A 16,249-nucleotide genomic window follows, 5' to 3' on the forward strand; every position below is an offset into this window, starting at 1 on the left:
TTTATAATCAGCTTTCAAGATAGCGGTTCAAAGATTCCTGCAGATGATTGCGGATCTCATCAACTAAACCTTTCGGTTCCAGAACGGTTACTTCTTTTCCATAAGAAAGAAGCTCCTGCATAAAGTCATAAGTTGGATGGAGGAAGAATTCAAAATAGATCTCTTCCGGAGTTTCTTTGGTCTCTTTCTGTGATTGGTGAAGAGGAAAGCTTCTGATATATTCTCCCTGATGGCGGCTGCATTTCAATACAATATTCTGTGGTTTCTGCTCTGCTAGATTCATCACTCCGAATGCATTTTTAAAATGCTCCCTGAAGTTGTATTTATACTTCTCCCTGAACTGATTTTTGGCCACATCAAGATAATTGATTCTATCCAGCCCGAATGATTTTAAAACTTTGTCTTTTGTATCAATAGCAATGAGATACCACCGGTCTTTGGATTCTTTTAAAGCTAAAGGATGCACTTTTCTGGAAGTCATCAACTTGTTTTTGTAATTATAGTGTTCAAAACTTACCACTCTTTTATTTCTGATAGCGAAGAACAGGTCATAAAAATGTTCTACACCCGTAGGTTTACGGCTTTCAAAAAAGATAAAATCTGAAAAATCGGGATGTAGATTCAGGGCATTGCTCACCTGGAAAGATTCCAGAAGTTTTTGATTGTATTCATCCACTTCCATAATGGGGCGGCTCTCAATATAATACCGGTTGTCACCCTTTTTTTTGTTGTGAATAGAGAGGTTAAAAAGATCGGAAATTTCCCGGATATCCCTCTGCAGGGTACGGATAGAGTAACTCTTGATTCCTGCATCCTGGAATTCAAAAGAGTTTAAAAGATAGTCCTCCAGCTGGGAATAAGTAGCCGGAGAACTTTCTAATCTTTTAATAATTAAGGCATATCTTGTCAGATAAAAATCTTTTTTCATTTCTCTATTTTTAGGGTGCAGCAGGGCTGCATTCATGGTAAAGTTTTATAAGACAAATATATGCGGTTCATGCGACAAAACGTGTCGTGTTTTATTTTTTTGTGGAAACTTTATATGAAAATATCCTTAAGGTAATCAATGTACAACCTTCTGCAGATCATACAATTCTGCAAAGTAGTACTTTAAATATATCTGAATTTATTTCTTTGGTACGTCATTTACTATGTCCTGTTGTTATAAAAATCAACAGCATATTTACCTAAAGAATAAAATGTATTTACATATGTCTCTATGCTTCTTGTAATAACATTGCTGTTAAATGATGAGGAATCTGTCGGGTTGTAAAAGTCTCCCTGATCTGTTTCCATTGTCATTGCTACGATTTGCTGGTTTCCCATCCAGGCCTGAGACATCGGAGAGCTGCCGTCAATATCGGAAAAAGCAAGCAGATCTTTATCTGCTAAATAACTATATCGTTTTCTTATTTCAGCATCTAATCTGTCGCACAATGAGTATATGGCATTTTGAACAGTATTGAATGATGACGCAAACCAGGCAGCCCGATAATCAATATTAACTCCTGATCCGAAATTATGGCAATCAATAAATAATACCGTATCTGTTTTGACAGCATTAAAAGTATCCCTCACCAATTGTGATTCTTTTTCGCTAAACGGAGCAGTACCTTTATAAGATTGTGAGCCAGGTCCGCCGTCAGCATATTCGGACCATCGGTAATCAAAGTTTCTATTAATATCTACGCCATTATGATTCCATCTTACTGATTCTGTACCACCAACGTTTCCAACGTTCAATGCATATGGATTAACCAGTGGAATACATGTCCAGTCATAATTAGTACGTAACGCATCTATCATCTCATCCTTATTAGGATTTTCAAGCAACAGTTTAAAGAATAAATAGGTTGTATAAACAGATAATTTTTCACCCCCATGTGTTCCTGCACATACAAATATACGGGGCTTTCTGCGCCTTTGTGTTGGCGGCGTTTTTCTGTTAAATGAAATATCAATCCGCAAAATGTCATAAGGTATTGGCCCTTCTGTCTGACCGATAACTGTCTTTGTAACATGATTTGAGAAAGGCGCTATTATACGATCATACATGGGGTAAAGTACATCTGATGTAAGAGTTAAAGGATTGAAGGCGGTATAAACCGGAGCATTCCAATATTTAATTCCGAAATTATCGACTGCAAATTTATTCATCTGCCGTGTATCCTTTTGAGATACGGGAACTCCGTTTACAGAATAATTTTTCAGGCCGGTAACGTAAAAACCAGCAAATGAACCGCTATACCGGTAAGTAAATAAAACCAAATGGTTTAACAAAGGTGCAGATGTCTGGCTTTGAACAATGATTGTATTGTTGGTTTTATTATACAATACAACGCCGGCTGTTATAGCAGAAGGCATATCTATACCCGAAGCTGAGGCAGGCAAACTAATTCTCCCTACAGTTGTGTTTCCCGTGTCAATGACTGCTCCACCGGAAATTATGATCTTACGATTAGCTAAATCAAAGTTGATGTCGGTGTCATTGGTATTTAGGATGCCAACCTGTTCGTTGATCGTATAAATCGCAGCTGGAAGAGGTTTACTTTTTTTACTTTCATTTAGTAACTGATCGTACTTACTGGCACTGATATTCTTTACAACGTATGTAAAATCAAGACGTTCCTGCTCTGTGATAATATCCGTTGGAATATTTTTTTCGAAAACGAGTCTCACCTGATTAGCGCTTGCATTATCTACTGAAAAGTCATTGGTCGTAACATTCTGGTTAGCGAATATTCCATCCTTATAGAAAACAACACGGGAAATTTTATATCCTGCTTTCTGGCTAATCAAATATTTACCGGAAACTACCGGAATTAAAGCTGTTCTTATCCCTGTATCAGAGGTAGAATTGAAACCATTATTTACTGCTATCCTGCCGATTTCTGTAGGAATATTTTCTCCTAAATTAATTTCTAAATCATTGTATTCTGATATGACTTTTATAGAAGCTTTTGCATTTTCTACAATATCATTAAATGTGATTGACTTAGATGAGTAACAATTAATCTTAATTGCATTTAATTCGGGTTGGGTAACTGTTTGCGTTTTGTCAGTATGATGCAGGGAAACCTTCCATTTCTTTGCTGTTGCAGGAATGGTTGGCGTAAATGTTTTTGCGTTTATATCCTGTTTTGAAATAAAAACATTTGTATCGGTATAATAGAAAATAGTTTGCAATAACATATCTCCCAGAAGTTCAATCTGAGCGGCATAGCTGATATCTAAAAAAGACTCCGTTCTTCCTCTTATGGTTGATCCTGTGGGAAATCCGGCAGATCCGGAAATTGCCAGTGCACCAACTTCCAGCGTTGGATTGATATAATCATTAAAACTGCTGTTTTGCTGTATTAATTGATCACTATTTTGAATGTGGTTTAATGGGATCAGATCATTTTTATGCCAGTAAGAATCCAGCCATTCCCAGAATTCTTCCTGTACTGGAATATCTCCGTTTTCGAAGTATCGTTTTAAGTCTTCTTTTGTTTTCATAATAAAATTGGGTGATTTTTTGTATTAAATAGGTTAAGTTAGAGAGGTTCAGTCTTTAAAGCCGGCTATGTTTCAAGGTTTAGACTCTCAGACATAGTTGTGGCTGTTCAGCATGTCGTGAATGCTGAGTTTAAGGATTAGTCAAAATTTTATGATTGTTTTTTGTTTCTCTATTTGTGCTTCAAAAGTAGGGCGGGAAAACGACAAAACTTGACGTGTTTTATTTAATGATAGGTTTATGAAGTAAGAATGAAATTCACCCTCAATAATTTTCTTACTGGAAAAAGTCAGTAATGAGCGGACAACAAAATTCAAAATACTTTTCTCAAAAGATTTTCTCTTGACTGCCATCGGCCATAAATAAAACTGACTATTTTAATATACTTCACATTTTTGTATCCCGAAAAAAAATAGAGTTTAAAAAATAGTCCTCCAGCTGGGAATAAGCAGCTGAAGAACTTTCTCATCTTTTAAACTTTGCATCTTTTAAAGCAATACAACATATTTTCATATCTGTTCATAAAAACAAATGAAATTCTTTCTTTAGATTTAAGATGAAAAACTATAATCACATAATACTCAATTTTTCTTTCAACCAATTTTTTAGTGATTCAGGATCACTTAACCTTTCTTGGCACCCTTGAAATTTTAGATTATTTGAAATTTCTATAAGATTGGAATATTTTAGGTTTGTGTCTTCAAGTAACTCCTTAATATATTCTTCGGGTTCATAAAATAAACCACTTAATAAGATTCCATAATTAAAGCAACTTTTTATATCTTCAGTTAAAAATGAACTTTTATTTTCAAATAATAAATAAAATGGATTTATTTTTAGGTACTTATTAAGTACAATTAAATCTTTAAAATTATTTATATCCCATATTTTAGAATCAGATGTTTCTAGAATGAGAGGTCTAGGTGAGTTTTTCCTTAAAACATCTACCCAATCCTGTTTATCAAAATTAACCCAGATTTCTGGATAATCTAAAAATAGATCTTCTTTTAAAAGTATGTTATCAATAGAAAAAGATTCTATCCAAAAACTTTTTCTACTAGCTTTATCAAGATGTTTAAAATAATCCTTATATTTTTCTAAATCTTGATCGTTTTTTTGTAGATCGTCAATGATGTTTATTGCTTTCATAATTATTTTTTAATTTTTCTTTGAATAGTTTTTGTCCCGTCAATTGTTTCAGATGTTTCATATGTTATACGTAACCATGTTTTATCTAAATTAACTCCTATTGTTTCAAATATTTCTGGAAAATTGTTGGCTTCGTCTAATGTAGGCCTGAAATGGCCAGACATATTTGTTATATTCTTAATATTACCTCTTTTTATATTAAGGCCACCAGCGGCAATAACCTCATCTCCATTTGCAAGAAAAATATGTCTAAATCCGAGTCTTAATTCACCTTTTTCTGTTATAACAAAATTCACATTATCATAAGATATAAGCTTGCCATCTATTTTTAGTAAACCGTTATCTATTTCTGCAATACCATATAATTTCCCATCTATAGGAAATGGATCATTTGGATATTTATTAGTTATTAAATGGAATTTTTGTAAATTTTCAAAAGGTACCTTAACAATTTCATCTAATTCGTCCTCTGCATTATCAAAAGCTTCTTTAGCCTCTTGTCTTGCTGACTGCTCTTCTAATTTCTTAGAAAAATCATCTGATTGCTTTCTTAGTGATTCATAATACCCATCCAAATATTTTTGATACTCTAAATCTTTTTCAGCTGTAGTCGCTGCTTTTTTTAATACAGAAGCCTCTTCAGCGGCTTTTGCTGCTCTTCCGGCCTTCAAGGCTGGGACAAGAAAAGTAAGTATATCAGGAGTAAGCTCTCCAAGTTTTTTATACCAATAATATTGATTGGTTCCATACTTTAAATACCAGTCAGGAAATTCTTTTAATGCGGTAATAAGTTTTGTCCAAAGGTTTTTGATGAAATTCTCAAAGTTAAAAACAAGCTCATTTAAAAGATTTTCAAAAGCCTCTCCCAATGCATCGGTAAGCGTGAAACCAAGGCCATCTCTGGCAATCATCATGACTAAAGAAACTAAATCTATAAGTCCTGCGGCAAATTCTAAACATCCATTCCAAAGACCAACTAAAAAAGCATTGAGATTATATATCTCATTCAGTATTTCTCCTTCCGGTAAAACCTCATCAAATTTTTTTAATCCTTCATCCAGTAAAGAAGAAAATTTTTCAAACAAATATAATAAAAGATTGTTCAGGATCTCTTTAAATATTTTTTCTATAGTTGCATCATTTTGATTGAATTTTGAAACATCATCAATCTGTTTTTTTAATTTGTTCTTTATAGACTCTTTTATTTCTTCTCTATTCTGAGTAACGATAACATTGGGGAGAAAAGCAGGAGTAAATCCTTTATTTAAAAGAGCATTCCAGTATTTTTCCTCATTATATTTCTTTGATCTCATCCAGTGTGAAAATTCCAGTATTTTTTTTGGAATATTTAATCCCAGATATTCACTTCCCTGAAGAAATACAAGAAATAAAGACATGTCATCAAATTTTTTCTGCTGAAAATCATATTTAATGGCCTTTGCCAGAAGATCTTTTAGTTCCTTGGGATCAAGTTTTACTTCCTTACCCGCTTCAACAAAGTCGAAACTTGAATTATTCCTTATTTCAAAAGGACGTTTTAAAAATTCTTCAGCAAGATTTTCTTCGTTAGTCTGCCCTAGAAATGGAAATTGAAATTGAAGTTTTTCTATTGCTTTCTTTCCTAATTTTACTCTGACAATTTTTCCAAAGTCAAATTTTCCATCGTCAGTTTCAATAAGAAACAGAACCTCATCATCATTCGGTTTAAAATCAGTATTAGCATATTGTTTTAAAACCTCCTGACCGTTTGGATTGGCATACACTTTAAATTTTATTTCATCCCAGTTTTCACTAATCAAATCATTATAAAATGATGCTTTTGCATTATTGAATTTTTGTAAAAGATCTATGATGCTAAAATTAGATTCGTTCAGGATTCTGGCAGGACCATAGTCTGCTACAGCCCATGCTGGCAAAAATTTATTCCAGTATTGTCCAAATGGACTGTTTTTAAATGCACTTATTTCATCGAAAGAAGTTGTCTTACTGGTGAAAAAAGTTTCTTTAAAAAATTCATTTTGAATGTCATTTTCAGTTAGGAGCTTAGATCCGTTCAGATTACTACTCCCTTTATTATTTAATATATCTAAACTCATTTTGTGATTTTAAGGTTAAAAACAGGGCATAACCCTGTTATTATTGATTGTTTTTAAATGATTATGATTTACAATTGAGTTCATTTTCCGGGAAAATCATTGCAAGCTTATTGTTGGAATAATGCTCCTTAATTGTTTGTTCATCAAAAACGAGAAGGTCCAAATAATAATCTTTGTCAACCAGTACGTGGACATTTTTAAGCTTAGATTTAGCTTGTACCAAAACATCCCAGTCTTTTCCTTCGAGAGTATTCCATTCATCAAAAGGTACCCGTCCTCTGCTTCCAAAAAGAAATATCTTTTCAACAGCAGTAATATCATCAATCTTGTCCTTTAGGGTTGTGAGGATATAAGGCAGCACTTTATCGTGCTGCCAAATAGCCTCGAGTTTTACTCGGCTCATGGTTTAAGTTTAAGAATTAAATTAAGAATTTTGACAAGGAGATTTTATCAGTATATTCCTGAAAATCAATCAGATTGTCATCTTTGTCGAAAAGTCTGTTTGCAGAACCTACAAAATTGTCATTGCCAAATTTTAAATAAGTCAGCCCGTCTGTGGTAAAACTTATCGTATCTGAGGCATCAGTATAAGGAGGTTTGACAAATTTGAAATTTTTAATTTTGTCTATATCCACCCGGATGGTAACACCATTTTCATTGTTTGCGAATGCTTCAATGCCATCTATTGTAGAAAGTCCATCAGCCAAAGCATCATAGAGCTTTATCAAGGAGTCTGTTTTTGCCCATGTGGCATCTCTTACAATTTCAATGGTTTGTCCCATACAGTAATATTTTCTTGGAAACTCACCGGCCTGGTCTAAATCATCAATGGTATTAAAATCATTCATTCTGTCTAGCTTTTTTAGAGAAAACTGGATTTGCTTTGTGCTTGACTTAGTTCCCATTAAGGAATTATCTTTTACGAAGTTACTTTCTGTGATAACATCTCCCGGTACTTCAAATTCATTAGGATCTTCGGCACTGAATGGTAAAGCATGTGCTACTTTTAATCCGATGCTTTCAGCCTGAAGGATATTTAATGAAGTTGGAAGTCTTGTGATCCAGGCTTTTCCTTGTTTTATACCTTTAGGTTGTTTCATTTCATCTACAATAGATAGATAAAGAGAATCCCCAATGACAGGAACTTCGCCTCCATTCCAGATTTTACCCGTTGCCATATAGAACTGAACAGCATCTTCAAACCCCGGACGAACGGTAGCAACCACTCTTGCCATACCACTTTGCAGGAATGCTCTGAATAATGGATCCACATCTTCAGTCTGGTAAAGATTAGTCCATTCTGTTTTATTAGCCCAATAATAAGGATACAGATAATAAGAAAGGTTTTCCCATTCAAAGGCTTGTTCCATAAATTTTAAGAAGGCAGTATATTTATCCAGTTTTGTTGACAGGTCGGTCTCATAATCTGTAAAAGTGCTTCCGGTGGTTAGTCCTGCCATACCATAGCCATGAGTAGAATTGGCTGCTCTGTTGATCATGTAAGAGATACAGTTTTTACGAAGTACCGTATTTTCAATCTGACGGTAGAATCCTGGATTGGATCCCTTAATCTGGATGCCGGTAGCTTTTTCTTCCGCTATTTTCTGTTCGTAAATTGCCAAAGCCTTTTCATAGCTGTCAATAATTGCTTTGAATGTTTTTTGAAGCCATGCATTTCTTGCTTCTGGAGTAAGTTCTAAGTTCAGCTTCAAAGTTCCCTGCATAATTGGGCTTTCTCCGGTAGCAAAACTAAATTCCAGTTTATTTTTGATATTCAGGGTTGTCGTTATTCCACTTACCTGTGTACTGATCGGTGAAGAGATCCAGGAAGTACCTTGTCCTCCAATAGTCATGAAAGCCTGGTGAGCACCTTTAAAGCTGTGTGGATAGGTTTGGAAAGTATAATCAACAGTTTTTAATAAATACCCTTCCGGAACCTCAACTTCTCCATTTCCGTTTACAATCTGAACCTTGTCATCATCTTTTCCTCCGAAGTTTCCATCACGCCCGCTGAATGACTTACTTATAGCAAAAAACTCTGCAGGTCTCTCATCAATTTCAGCATTGTATTTACTTATCCAATATTTTAAGGCAGCTTCGTTACCTAAAGCGGTATAATTTTCCAACGGTAAATAGCTTGCTTTTCTTGGGTCTTCTGGTTTTACAAGATCACTTTTCGTTGCTGAATTATCCAATGTCATTCCTAGTGTATGAAGCTTTGCAGGCTGAGGAATCATAAATTCGAACATCAGGCGTTTTCCATAATTATAGATCTGGTTTTTCATAAGTTTGTCGACCCAACGGAAAACTCCTACAACATGCTTATCACCTTTTGTATTATCAAAACCATGTTTATTGTTTTCTTCAAACTCTTCAATGATTTTTTCAATCCTTTCCTCATGAACTTTTGTTACCACTCTGTCTAATGCTCTGGCTGTAACATCCTGGGCTTGTGTAAGCGCCTGTCTTGTGCTTTCTTCTTTGGAAGAATGGGTGGCATATCCGCCTGCAATTCCTGTACTGATAGATGCACCTCCTGTCATTTTCCAGCTGGCATCAAAATGTGCCTGTACATTGGTATCTCTGGATTCCTGCATCATTTTGGCAATCTCAGTCTGCATCTCAAATCTGGTTGCAGTAGTGGTATCCGTAAGTTTTTCCCTTTCAGTATCTGAAGAGGTGGTAGTCGTGTTTTCGCTTCTTCTCAGTCTTCTTGTCGCCTTTTCACGGTACTCACGGGCCATTACATTTTCAATATGTGCCACTTCTCCTTCTACGTAAGCATGGGTAGTCTGTTCTACTTTAAGATAATCAGCAATACCGATTTGCTTAAATCCAAATCCGGAAGGGATATAAGAGTCATCAGGTTCCTGAATAGGATCTTTAATTTCGTTAGTAAATTCGAAAGATGAAGTATAGCAAGACTTCATCGTGATGATTCTTGGGAAGAAAGTTGTTACCTTACCATTGGTAAAGGTGATTTTGACATCCATCGTAAAGTTCTCCGTTTGAGAAATGTAAACACCGTCTGTTGTTGCGCTTCCTAATAATTTGCTTAAGAAAATCTTATTACCAACACGGCTTTTTTCAAAATAGGTGCCGGAAAGTGGTCCTGCATTGGTATAGAAAGTATAGCTCATACTTGCTACATTCCAGGAAGCATCAGGAACATCGATAGATAAGTCCAGGCACGTATTTCTTAAAATATGCCTTGGGCATAACTGATAGGTAAAAGGAATCGTTTCTACTCTTGAGACAGGAAGAATAACTCCACCAATACTTGTATAGCTTTCTGAATTATCCATGATATTATCCAGAACAATGTTATTGGCTCTTTCTGTGGCATTTGAAATAATGTCCTTTAATTCATTGAATGTATTTCTTCCTGCCAGCAGACTGTCAATTACTTCAGTATTGTCAAGCATTGCTTTATCCGGTACTGAAAAATCATAATCTAAAAGAGATAATATGGTATCAATACTATCGGGCTTCAGGGCATTCGCAAGAGTTCTTGCATCAACTTCAGGGCGGAACGAGAACTCAAATTTAGGAAGCTTCGGATAAGGAATTTCTTCTGGTTTGTTACAGGGATCTTCGGGATTATAAGGGAGTTCAGGATTTCTGATCTCACAATATTTTCTTCTTGCTTCTTCTACACGGGCATAATATTCATCAAGGATAGATTGGGTGGATTCATTGTGTTTTTCTTCATTGATTTTATATTCTCTCGTATATTCTTTTTTATAGCTGTTTTCAATAAGAGACATCTCTTTTGTTAGCACCTCATATCTCTTAAGAAGAGCCTGGGCCTCCTGGATATTTTGCTGCTTTTCCATATAAGAGGAGGGTGATGTTACTTCTCCGGATTCTTGTTCTGCCATTTTTGAAGCAATACCAATGGGATGAGCATCCGGAGTATCAAGCATAAGCTCTTTTGGAATAACTACTCGTGCAGATAGAAGTTCCCTAAGTTCTTCATCATTAAAGGCAGATGGAGCAGTTTGAAGAGTATGAGCCGCCAGTAAGATCTGCATCAATGCTTCTTTCAAATAAAAATCTTTTTGTGTGGCTACCTGATAAATTAAATTATTCCATAAATTGATCAGATTAGGAAAAGCATACGAAGGAGATGCCTTTACTTCACTGGATTTAGTCATGTACTGATTGGTAGTACATGTATTTTTATTTTTTGCAAGCCATAGTGCGTAGTCGTACACAATACCATATGTTTGTTTCATTGCTTCCATATCAGCAATACAATTGGCATTCTGGGCAAAAACAGCAGCTCTCTCTTTCAACAATTCCTGCTTAGGCCTTGTTCCTGAAGCTACAGGGATATAAAATGTATTGTCGCTTTTTAAAGAATCCGGAATTGTAATGAATTTTTTATTTTGTTTATCTTCATCAGGTAATTGCGGGTTTCTTAAGCTTACGAATCTGAAAAGTGTTTGTGATGGATTGTTTGTGTTCATAAAGTTTGTTTGTTTATAGTTAATAATTCCTTCTCCTATTAAGGATTTTCCGACGGTAAATGCGGATTTTTTCGATGTATTATTTGTTGGCATTTTGTTTATTTTTTTGTGTACTCAAGAGTTAGAGTAAATGAATTATTATAGGGTTAATATAAGTTTTAGGTATGCAGAATGCCAGGATCTCCAAGGCCTAAATCACCAAATACAGAAACTATTTCCTACTTTGTCCTGTTATATTCTTCTAAATGTTCAGCAAGAAAAATTCGTAAATAGTTGGTAAATGTTTCCAAGCCAAAAGTAATAGCATCACTGTCGTGGCTTTTAAAAACGGGATTGAACCGGAAGTTCTGACAGACTTCAAACGTTGAAGCATAAAGAGCGCCCAAAGATTTCATAGCAGAACCACTAAAGCCCGGGCCGTTATAGTTATTCGACTGTCCGATACAATAATCATCAGATTGTGGAATTAGTAAAGATTTAGTCTTGTATTTTGCCGATAGTTCTTTCATTAAAATATTTGCTGAACTTTGACCTAATTCGGAGCCAAGATTCACAACCCATGCCATATTATAGTTTTTCGGATCTGCCTGTGGTGTGCCATGGAAATTGTGGAAATCCACACCCATTATCGTGTTTGATGTGATTTTTTCCTGCATGAATCTATAGATTGCCTGAGATTCAATTTCTGACAATGCTGCTTGGCCAGGATATGTTGAGTCAACAGAAGTACCTCCGCCTGCCCAGAATGTCGGAAAATTTCTATTTAAATCAACCGAGTTAAAATTCTTGCGGGTTCCTGCGCCGGATCCGGCATTCCATCCATGTGGATTTGCGAACGGTATAATCACGAATTCAACGTTAAATCGTAAATATTCTAAAAACGGATGCGATTTCCAATTTGTCAGAACTTGTTTCATGAGCTCATAGGCAACAAATGAAGGTGTCTTTTCAAAACCGTGAATTGAACAGTTTAGAATAATACGTGGCAATGTCTGGGCATTGTTTCCAGTGGGATCCCCGGAGGTTAACTTGCTGGGTAAGAAAGTATAGCCGTAAATTGGCAGTTTTCTTTCAACATTTGTATCTGTAGGAACATCAGTTGTAAGCGTTTCCTTGATAATTGAATATCCAGGAGGAACATGAGTAACAAGTTCGTCCCACTTTAATGACCATTCTCTACAATCCTGATAAGGCTTTCTTGGAATGCCGGATCCATCTGGTCCCTCATAACTCTCTAGCGCTGGTGCAGAATAATAGTCATTAAAACTATGGGACCGTGCAAACTTTACAAATCCTAAAGGGTTATTAAAAACCTCTGACCTTTTATATAATGTCCTGCTTAAATTACTATTATTGCTAACTCCTGAATTACTTTCAACTACTCTCTTCTGGTTAGGAACTTGAGACCAATCAATTGTTACCTTTCCATATATTGTTGTATTGGATTCCCTTTTAGTCCCCGATCTGAGATAATATGTTTTTACCCCTGCATGTAATACAGGATCATAAGGCATAGAAAAAGCATTGTTAAATTCATCTGCATACAGGAAAAGTGCGGGCTTACCTGTTTCTGCATAAATAAAACCCAGATATGAGTTAGTGGTTGTAACGTTTTTCCCAAGTCCATATAATGTAACAACGGTATTATCTTTTACATTATAAAATTCGGCATCTAAGATTGCTTTACTAAGCCAAAATTTTTCATCTGACGTTCTCGATTCCTGCCAGGTTGAAAATGTTTTATTATACAAGACATCAGCAGGTGCGACAGGTTTTATTGGATAAGCAGTTGTTCCTGCTATATTAATGAACGTGTAACCTTTGGCTCCAAAGACATCCTGCAGTGTTGAATTTAAATATAATACATAAAATAAAACATAATCATTAACCCCGAGTGGTCTTGCAGCATTATCATAAATTGTAACGACTCTTGCATTTGTACTTACAGTATTATATACAATTGCATAATATGTCGGGTTTGCTGAAGTATCAACAGACTGTGCCCGGACATTAAATACGCTTTGGTTGGTAATAATTTTATTTGTTGATGTCCCAATTAAATTCACCGTATTAGTAACAACATCAATTGTCAAAGTGGTGGAATGTGATGTAAAAATACCCGGTGACTTAGGAAATGGAAAATAAACCTCCCAATTAGCATTATTACCTGGAACAGCACTTGTAATATCTGTTTTGGCTTTCCATAAAACATCAAGATACTTAACAACTTCACCAGCTTTGTAAGAGCCAAGGACCCAATCGCGAACACCTCCTGTTTTTATATTCTCTAGTAGGCCTCCAACACTTAAGGCGTCAATGTTTTCAATTTTGTTTAATGGAATCATTTCACCCTTATGCCAGTAAGAGTCCTGCCATTCCCAAAAGTCTTCCTGCTTTGGGATATCTCCATTTTCGAAATAGAGTTTTAATTCTTGTTTTGTTTTCATAAAACGTTGTGTAATTTGTTGGTTAATAAATTTAGTGTCCTGCGTTTTTTATAGAAACAGGTGCATTCTGGTGCTTACATTTTCAGACATAGTTCTGGCTGTCCAGCATTTTGTGAATGGTGAATTCAAAGGTGTTGAAGCTAATTAATGAGACTGCTGTATAGGTATTATAGAGATTTCAAAGGTAATGGCGGACAGCGTCAGAACTTGTCGTGTATTAAATTATATTTTAAAATGAATTTTGTTCAATCATATCATTGTCAAAATCTTCCCTGAAGAAATTTTCAATGTCATTGAGATAGTTTTCATAATCCATCTCAGCATTTTCGATATCGCTCCATTCTATTGTATAGAGATCTTCATCGAAGAGTATATCTGTTTTGTGATCTGGTGTTTCCATGTTTTGTGTGATGAGGTGTTGGTTATATTTTGAACATATTTCAGGCTGTTCAGCATAAGAGAATGTTGAATTCAAAGGCTTTTTAAAAGTTTTTATGATTGTTGTTTTGGGTCTTTCTGATACTCCAAAGGTAATAGCGCGTAACGACAAAACTTGACGTGTTTAAAAAGATTTTCTAATTTTTAAATATAATCCCAAGAGCTTATATCTTACGTTTATAAGGTTAAAAGCTTATATTTTATTTTTGATGAGTTTCTGAACAATTTCGTTCAACGTTTCTCTGTTGTCATCAATATAGCTTAGTCCGGCCTGGATCAAATTCTCAATATTGGATCTTCTTACATTTTCCATTGCCGTAGAAGCATTTTTCAATGATGGATTCAAACGGTAATAATTTTTTTGATTTCTTAAGCCTAATGTCTGAAACATCTGTCCCAGCTGATAATCTACCGTTTCTGCGTTGGCAGACATTAAAATATCAACGATTGGCTTTACCCACCCAATTTTTCCTGCTTTTTCCAATCTTTTGAAAGAATAAGGCCTGGCTTCAATTCCTGTTCCTATAGAAACAATAATCATATCATTTACACCCGGATGATTGGCTTTCTGATGGTTTTTTAAAACTTCAGCAAACGGAATCTTCCTTGCTTCTGCATAAGCGCACAGTGCTGGATTATTGGCAAACATACCACCATCAATCAGGCTGAAAATTTGTCCATACATTGATTTAATCTGAACAGGACTGAAATAGGTGGGAGCAGCTGAAGTTGCTCTGCAGATATCTTTTACATAGAAATTGTCCGTGCTGAGGTTGGCTTTCCATGAGTTGAAAAGCTTTGCTCTTCTGTTCTCAATATCATAACTCGTTATTAAACATGGTTTTATTAATTCTTTTAATTCTAAATTTCCAAAAAAGTCATTTAAGTTTTTTTCAAGAGCTTCCTGAGAAATTCTTTCATTCAATAATCCAAATGGATTGACCAGTTTTTCCCAGAAAGAAACCTGGAAGATGTCGCCGCCCTTTTCAGCATATAATTCCAATCCTTTTTGAATAGAATATTTTGCTTTTCGGGCTCCGTCAGGAGATAAAATAATAGAAGCAATCAGACCTCCGGTGCTGCTGCCTGCTACCAGATCAAAATAATCTCCGAGCTTGGCTGTCGGCTTATCATAATACTGGAGCTGTTCTTCTATGTAACGCAGAATAATGCAGGTGACGATTCCCCTTATTCCACCTCCGTCTAAAGAAAGAATGGTTGTCTTTTTCATGTGATGTTTTTAATGGTTTGTTAAAAGGACACATGCAATCTTAAATCTACAGAACCTGTTAATTTGTCAGAAAAATCTTTAAGTTCCATATTGAGATTCATTGCTTTTTCGTTGTTTTCTTGTAAAGCAAAGGTAGGCTGGGGAAGCGACAGAACGTGTCGTATTTTATTTATTTTCAAATAAATAACACTAAAAGATAACGTAATTCTGCTTATCTCTTGGTAACTTCAAAAGCACTCTCCAACTGGTTTTTACAGGGCCTTTTTTAGACGGAATATTCTTTTTTTCGAAGTGGGGAAGATCCTTAAATGTTTTCCAGTTTCCACCCCAGTCCCATCCGTGGCGGGCGAAAATTTTTACACACTCGTACCAGTCGGCAACAGTGTCATTATCCCAGTCTTTTACAGTGTCCCAGCTTGCTGTTTTTCCGTCAATCATCAGGCAGATGTCTACGGCAAGACCATAATTGTGAATGCTTTGTCCTGCCTTGGCATTGGTTACTTTTTTTCCTGAAGTAATTCTTCCGATTGCATACAATTTTTCCTGCTCTTCAAAAGATCTTAATCCCTGGGTGATCCGTATTTTAGCTCTTCCGGTAAGTGCTTCGTCACATTCCTGTATAATTTGCTTTACTTCATCTCTTATCAACGGGTGAAGTTTCTGAATTCGTTCTAAGGTTACTTTGTCCATATTTTCTTATTTTGCTATAGGACAAAAGTATAGCGCGAAAGCGACGAAACGTGACGTGTTTTATTTGAAATTTGATTAAAATTCTATAACATCCAATACGAGGCGGAAAACATAATGCATGAACAAGGGTATAAGGTTAAAATTAATCTGTAAACATATAATATAAGAAAAAATTGTTCTTAAATTTTTTAAAATCAAATAGAAGTAGTAAATATGACGGAATAAAAAAC

10 protein-coding genes are annotated in these 16,249 nt (G+C 35.3%); all 10 read right to left on the reverse strand.

What is annotated here, in order from left to right; genetic code table 11:
- Window positions 1-7: 7 nt before the first annotated feature.
- Window positions 8-928 carry a helix-turn-helix transcriptional regulator gene (locus ACP3T3_RS15640; protein ID WP_426476745.1) on the reverse strand — a complete coding sequence of 307 codons (921 nt, stop codon included), beginning with the start codon at window positions 926-928 and terminating at the stop codon, window positions 8-10.
- Window positions 929-1,149: 221 nt separating this feature from the next.
- Window positions 1,150-3,498, reverse strand: coding sequence for a M14 family metallopeptidase (locus tag ACP3T3_RS15645; protein WP_426476746.1), 2,349 nt, complete (start codon window positions 3,496-3,498; stop codon window positions 1,150-1,152).
- 568 nt (window positions 3,499-4,066) lie between these two features.
- Window positions 4,067-4,645, reverse strand: a complete 579-nt coding sequence (locus tag ACP3T3_RS15650) for a hypothetical protein (protein ID WP_426476747.1) — start codon at window positions 4,643-4,645, stop codon at window positions 4,067-4,069.
- 2 nt (window positions 4,646-4,647) lie between these two features.
- On the reverse strand, window positions 4,648-6,741 hold the full coding sequence (locus ACP3T3_RS15655) for a hypothetical protein (RefSeq protein ID WP_426476748.1): 2,094 nt from the start codon (window positions 6,739-6,741) through the stop codon (window positions 4,648-4,650).
- A gap of 61 nt (window positions 6,742-6,802) precedes the next feature.
- Complete coding sequence (locus tag ACP3T3_RS15660; RefSeq protein WP_426476749.1) at window positions 6,803-7,144, reverse strand: hypothetical protein; 342 nt, start codon at window positions 7,142-7,144, stop codon at window positions 6,803-6,805.
- 16 nt (window positions 7,145-7,160) lie between these two features.
- Window positions 7,161-11,306: a hypothetical protein gene (locus ACP3T3_RS15665; protein WP_426476750.1), complete on the reverse strand. Its 4,146-nt coding sequence runs from the start codon at window positions 11,304-11,306 to the stop codon at window positions 7,161-7,163.
- 125 nt (window positions 11,307-11,431) lie between these two features.
- Window positions 11,432-13,660, reverse strand: coding sequence for a M14 family metallopeptidase (locus ACP3T3_RS15670; protein WP_426476751.1), 2,229 nt, complete (start codon window positions 13,658-13,660; stop codon window positions 11,432-11,434).
- 229 nt (window positions 13,661-13,889) lie between these two features.
- Window positions 13,890-14,060, reverse strand: a complete 171-nt coding sequence (locus ACP3T3_RS15675; RefSeq protein WP_426476752.1) for a hypothetical protein — start codon at window positions 14,058-14,060, stop codon at window positions 13,890-13,892.
- Between the two features lie 231 nt (window positions 14,061-14,291).
- Window positions 14,292-15,329 carry a patatin-like phospholipase family protein gene (locus ACP3T3_RS15680; RefSeq protein ID WP_426476753.1) on the reverse strand — a complete coding sequence of 346 codons (1,038 nt, stop codon included), beginning with the start codon at window positions 15,327-15,329 and terminating at the stop codon, window positions 14,292-14,294.
- A 189-nt stretch (window positions 15,330-15,518) separates the two neighbouring features.
- Complete coding sequence (locus ACP3T3_RS15685; RefSeq protein ID WP_426476754.1) at window positions 15,519-16,019, reverse strand: M15 family metallopeptidase; 501 nt, start codon at window positions 16,017-16,019, stop codon at window positions 15,519-15,521.
- Between the last annotated feature and the right edge of the window lie 230 nt (window positions 16,020-16,249).

The organism is Chryseobacterium sp. CBSDS_008, assembly GCF_049959325.1.
Taxonomy (GTDB): domain Bacteria; phylum Bacteroidota; class Bacteroidia; order Flavobacteriales; family Weeksellaceae; genus Chryseobacterium.

Excerpts from the sequence above, each read along its gene's own strand:
- ACP3T3_RS15640 (WP_426476745.1), bottom strand. The coding sequence starts at position 928 with ATGAAAAAAGATTTTTATCTGACAAGATATGCCTTAATTATTAAAAGA.
- ACP3T3_RS15645 (WP_426476746.1), bottom strand. The coding sequence starts at position 3,498 with ATGAAAACAAAAGAAGACTTAAAACGATACTTCGAAAACGGAGATATT.
- ACP3T3_RS15650 (WP_426476747.1), bottom strand. The coding sequence starts at position 4,645 with ATGAAAGCAATAAACATCATTGACGATCTACAAAAAAACGATCAAGAT.
- ACP3T3_RS15655 (WP_426476748.1), bottom strand. The coding sequence starts at position 6,741 with ATGAGTTTAGATATATTAAATAATAAAGGGAGTAGTAATCTGAACGGA.
- ACP3T3_RS15660 (WP_426476749.1), bottom strand. The coding sequence starts at position 7,144 with ATGAGCCGAGTAAAACTCGAGGCTATTTGGCAGCACGATAAAGTGCTG.
- ACP3T3_RS15665 (WP_426476750.1), bottom strand. The coding sequence starts at position 11,306 with ATGCCAACAAATAATACATCGAAAAAATCCGCATTTACCGTCGGAAAA.
- ACP3T3_RS15670 (WP_426476751.1), bottom strand. The coding sequence starts at position 13,660 with ATGAAAACAAAACAAGAATTAAAACTCTATTTCGAAAATGGAGATATC.
- ACP3T3_RS15675 (WP_426476752.1), bottom strand. The coding sequence starts at position 14,060 with ATGGAAACACCAGATCACAAAACAGATATACTCTTCGATGAAGATCTC.
- ACP3T3_RS15680 (WP_426476753.1), bottom strand. The coding sequence starts at position 15,329 with ATGAAAAAGACAACCATTCTTTCTTTAGACGGAGGTGGAATAAGGGGA.
- ACP3T3_RS15685 (WP_426476754.1), bottom strand. The coding sequence starts at position 16,019 with ATGGACAAAGTAACCTTAGAACGAATTCAGAAACTTCACCCGTTGATA.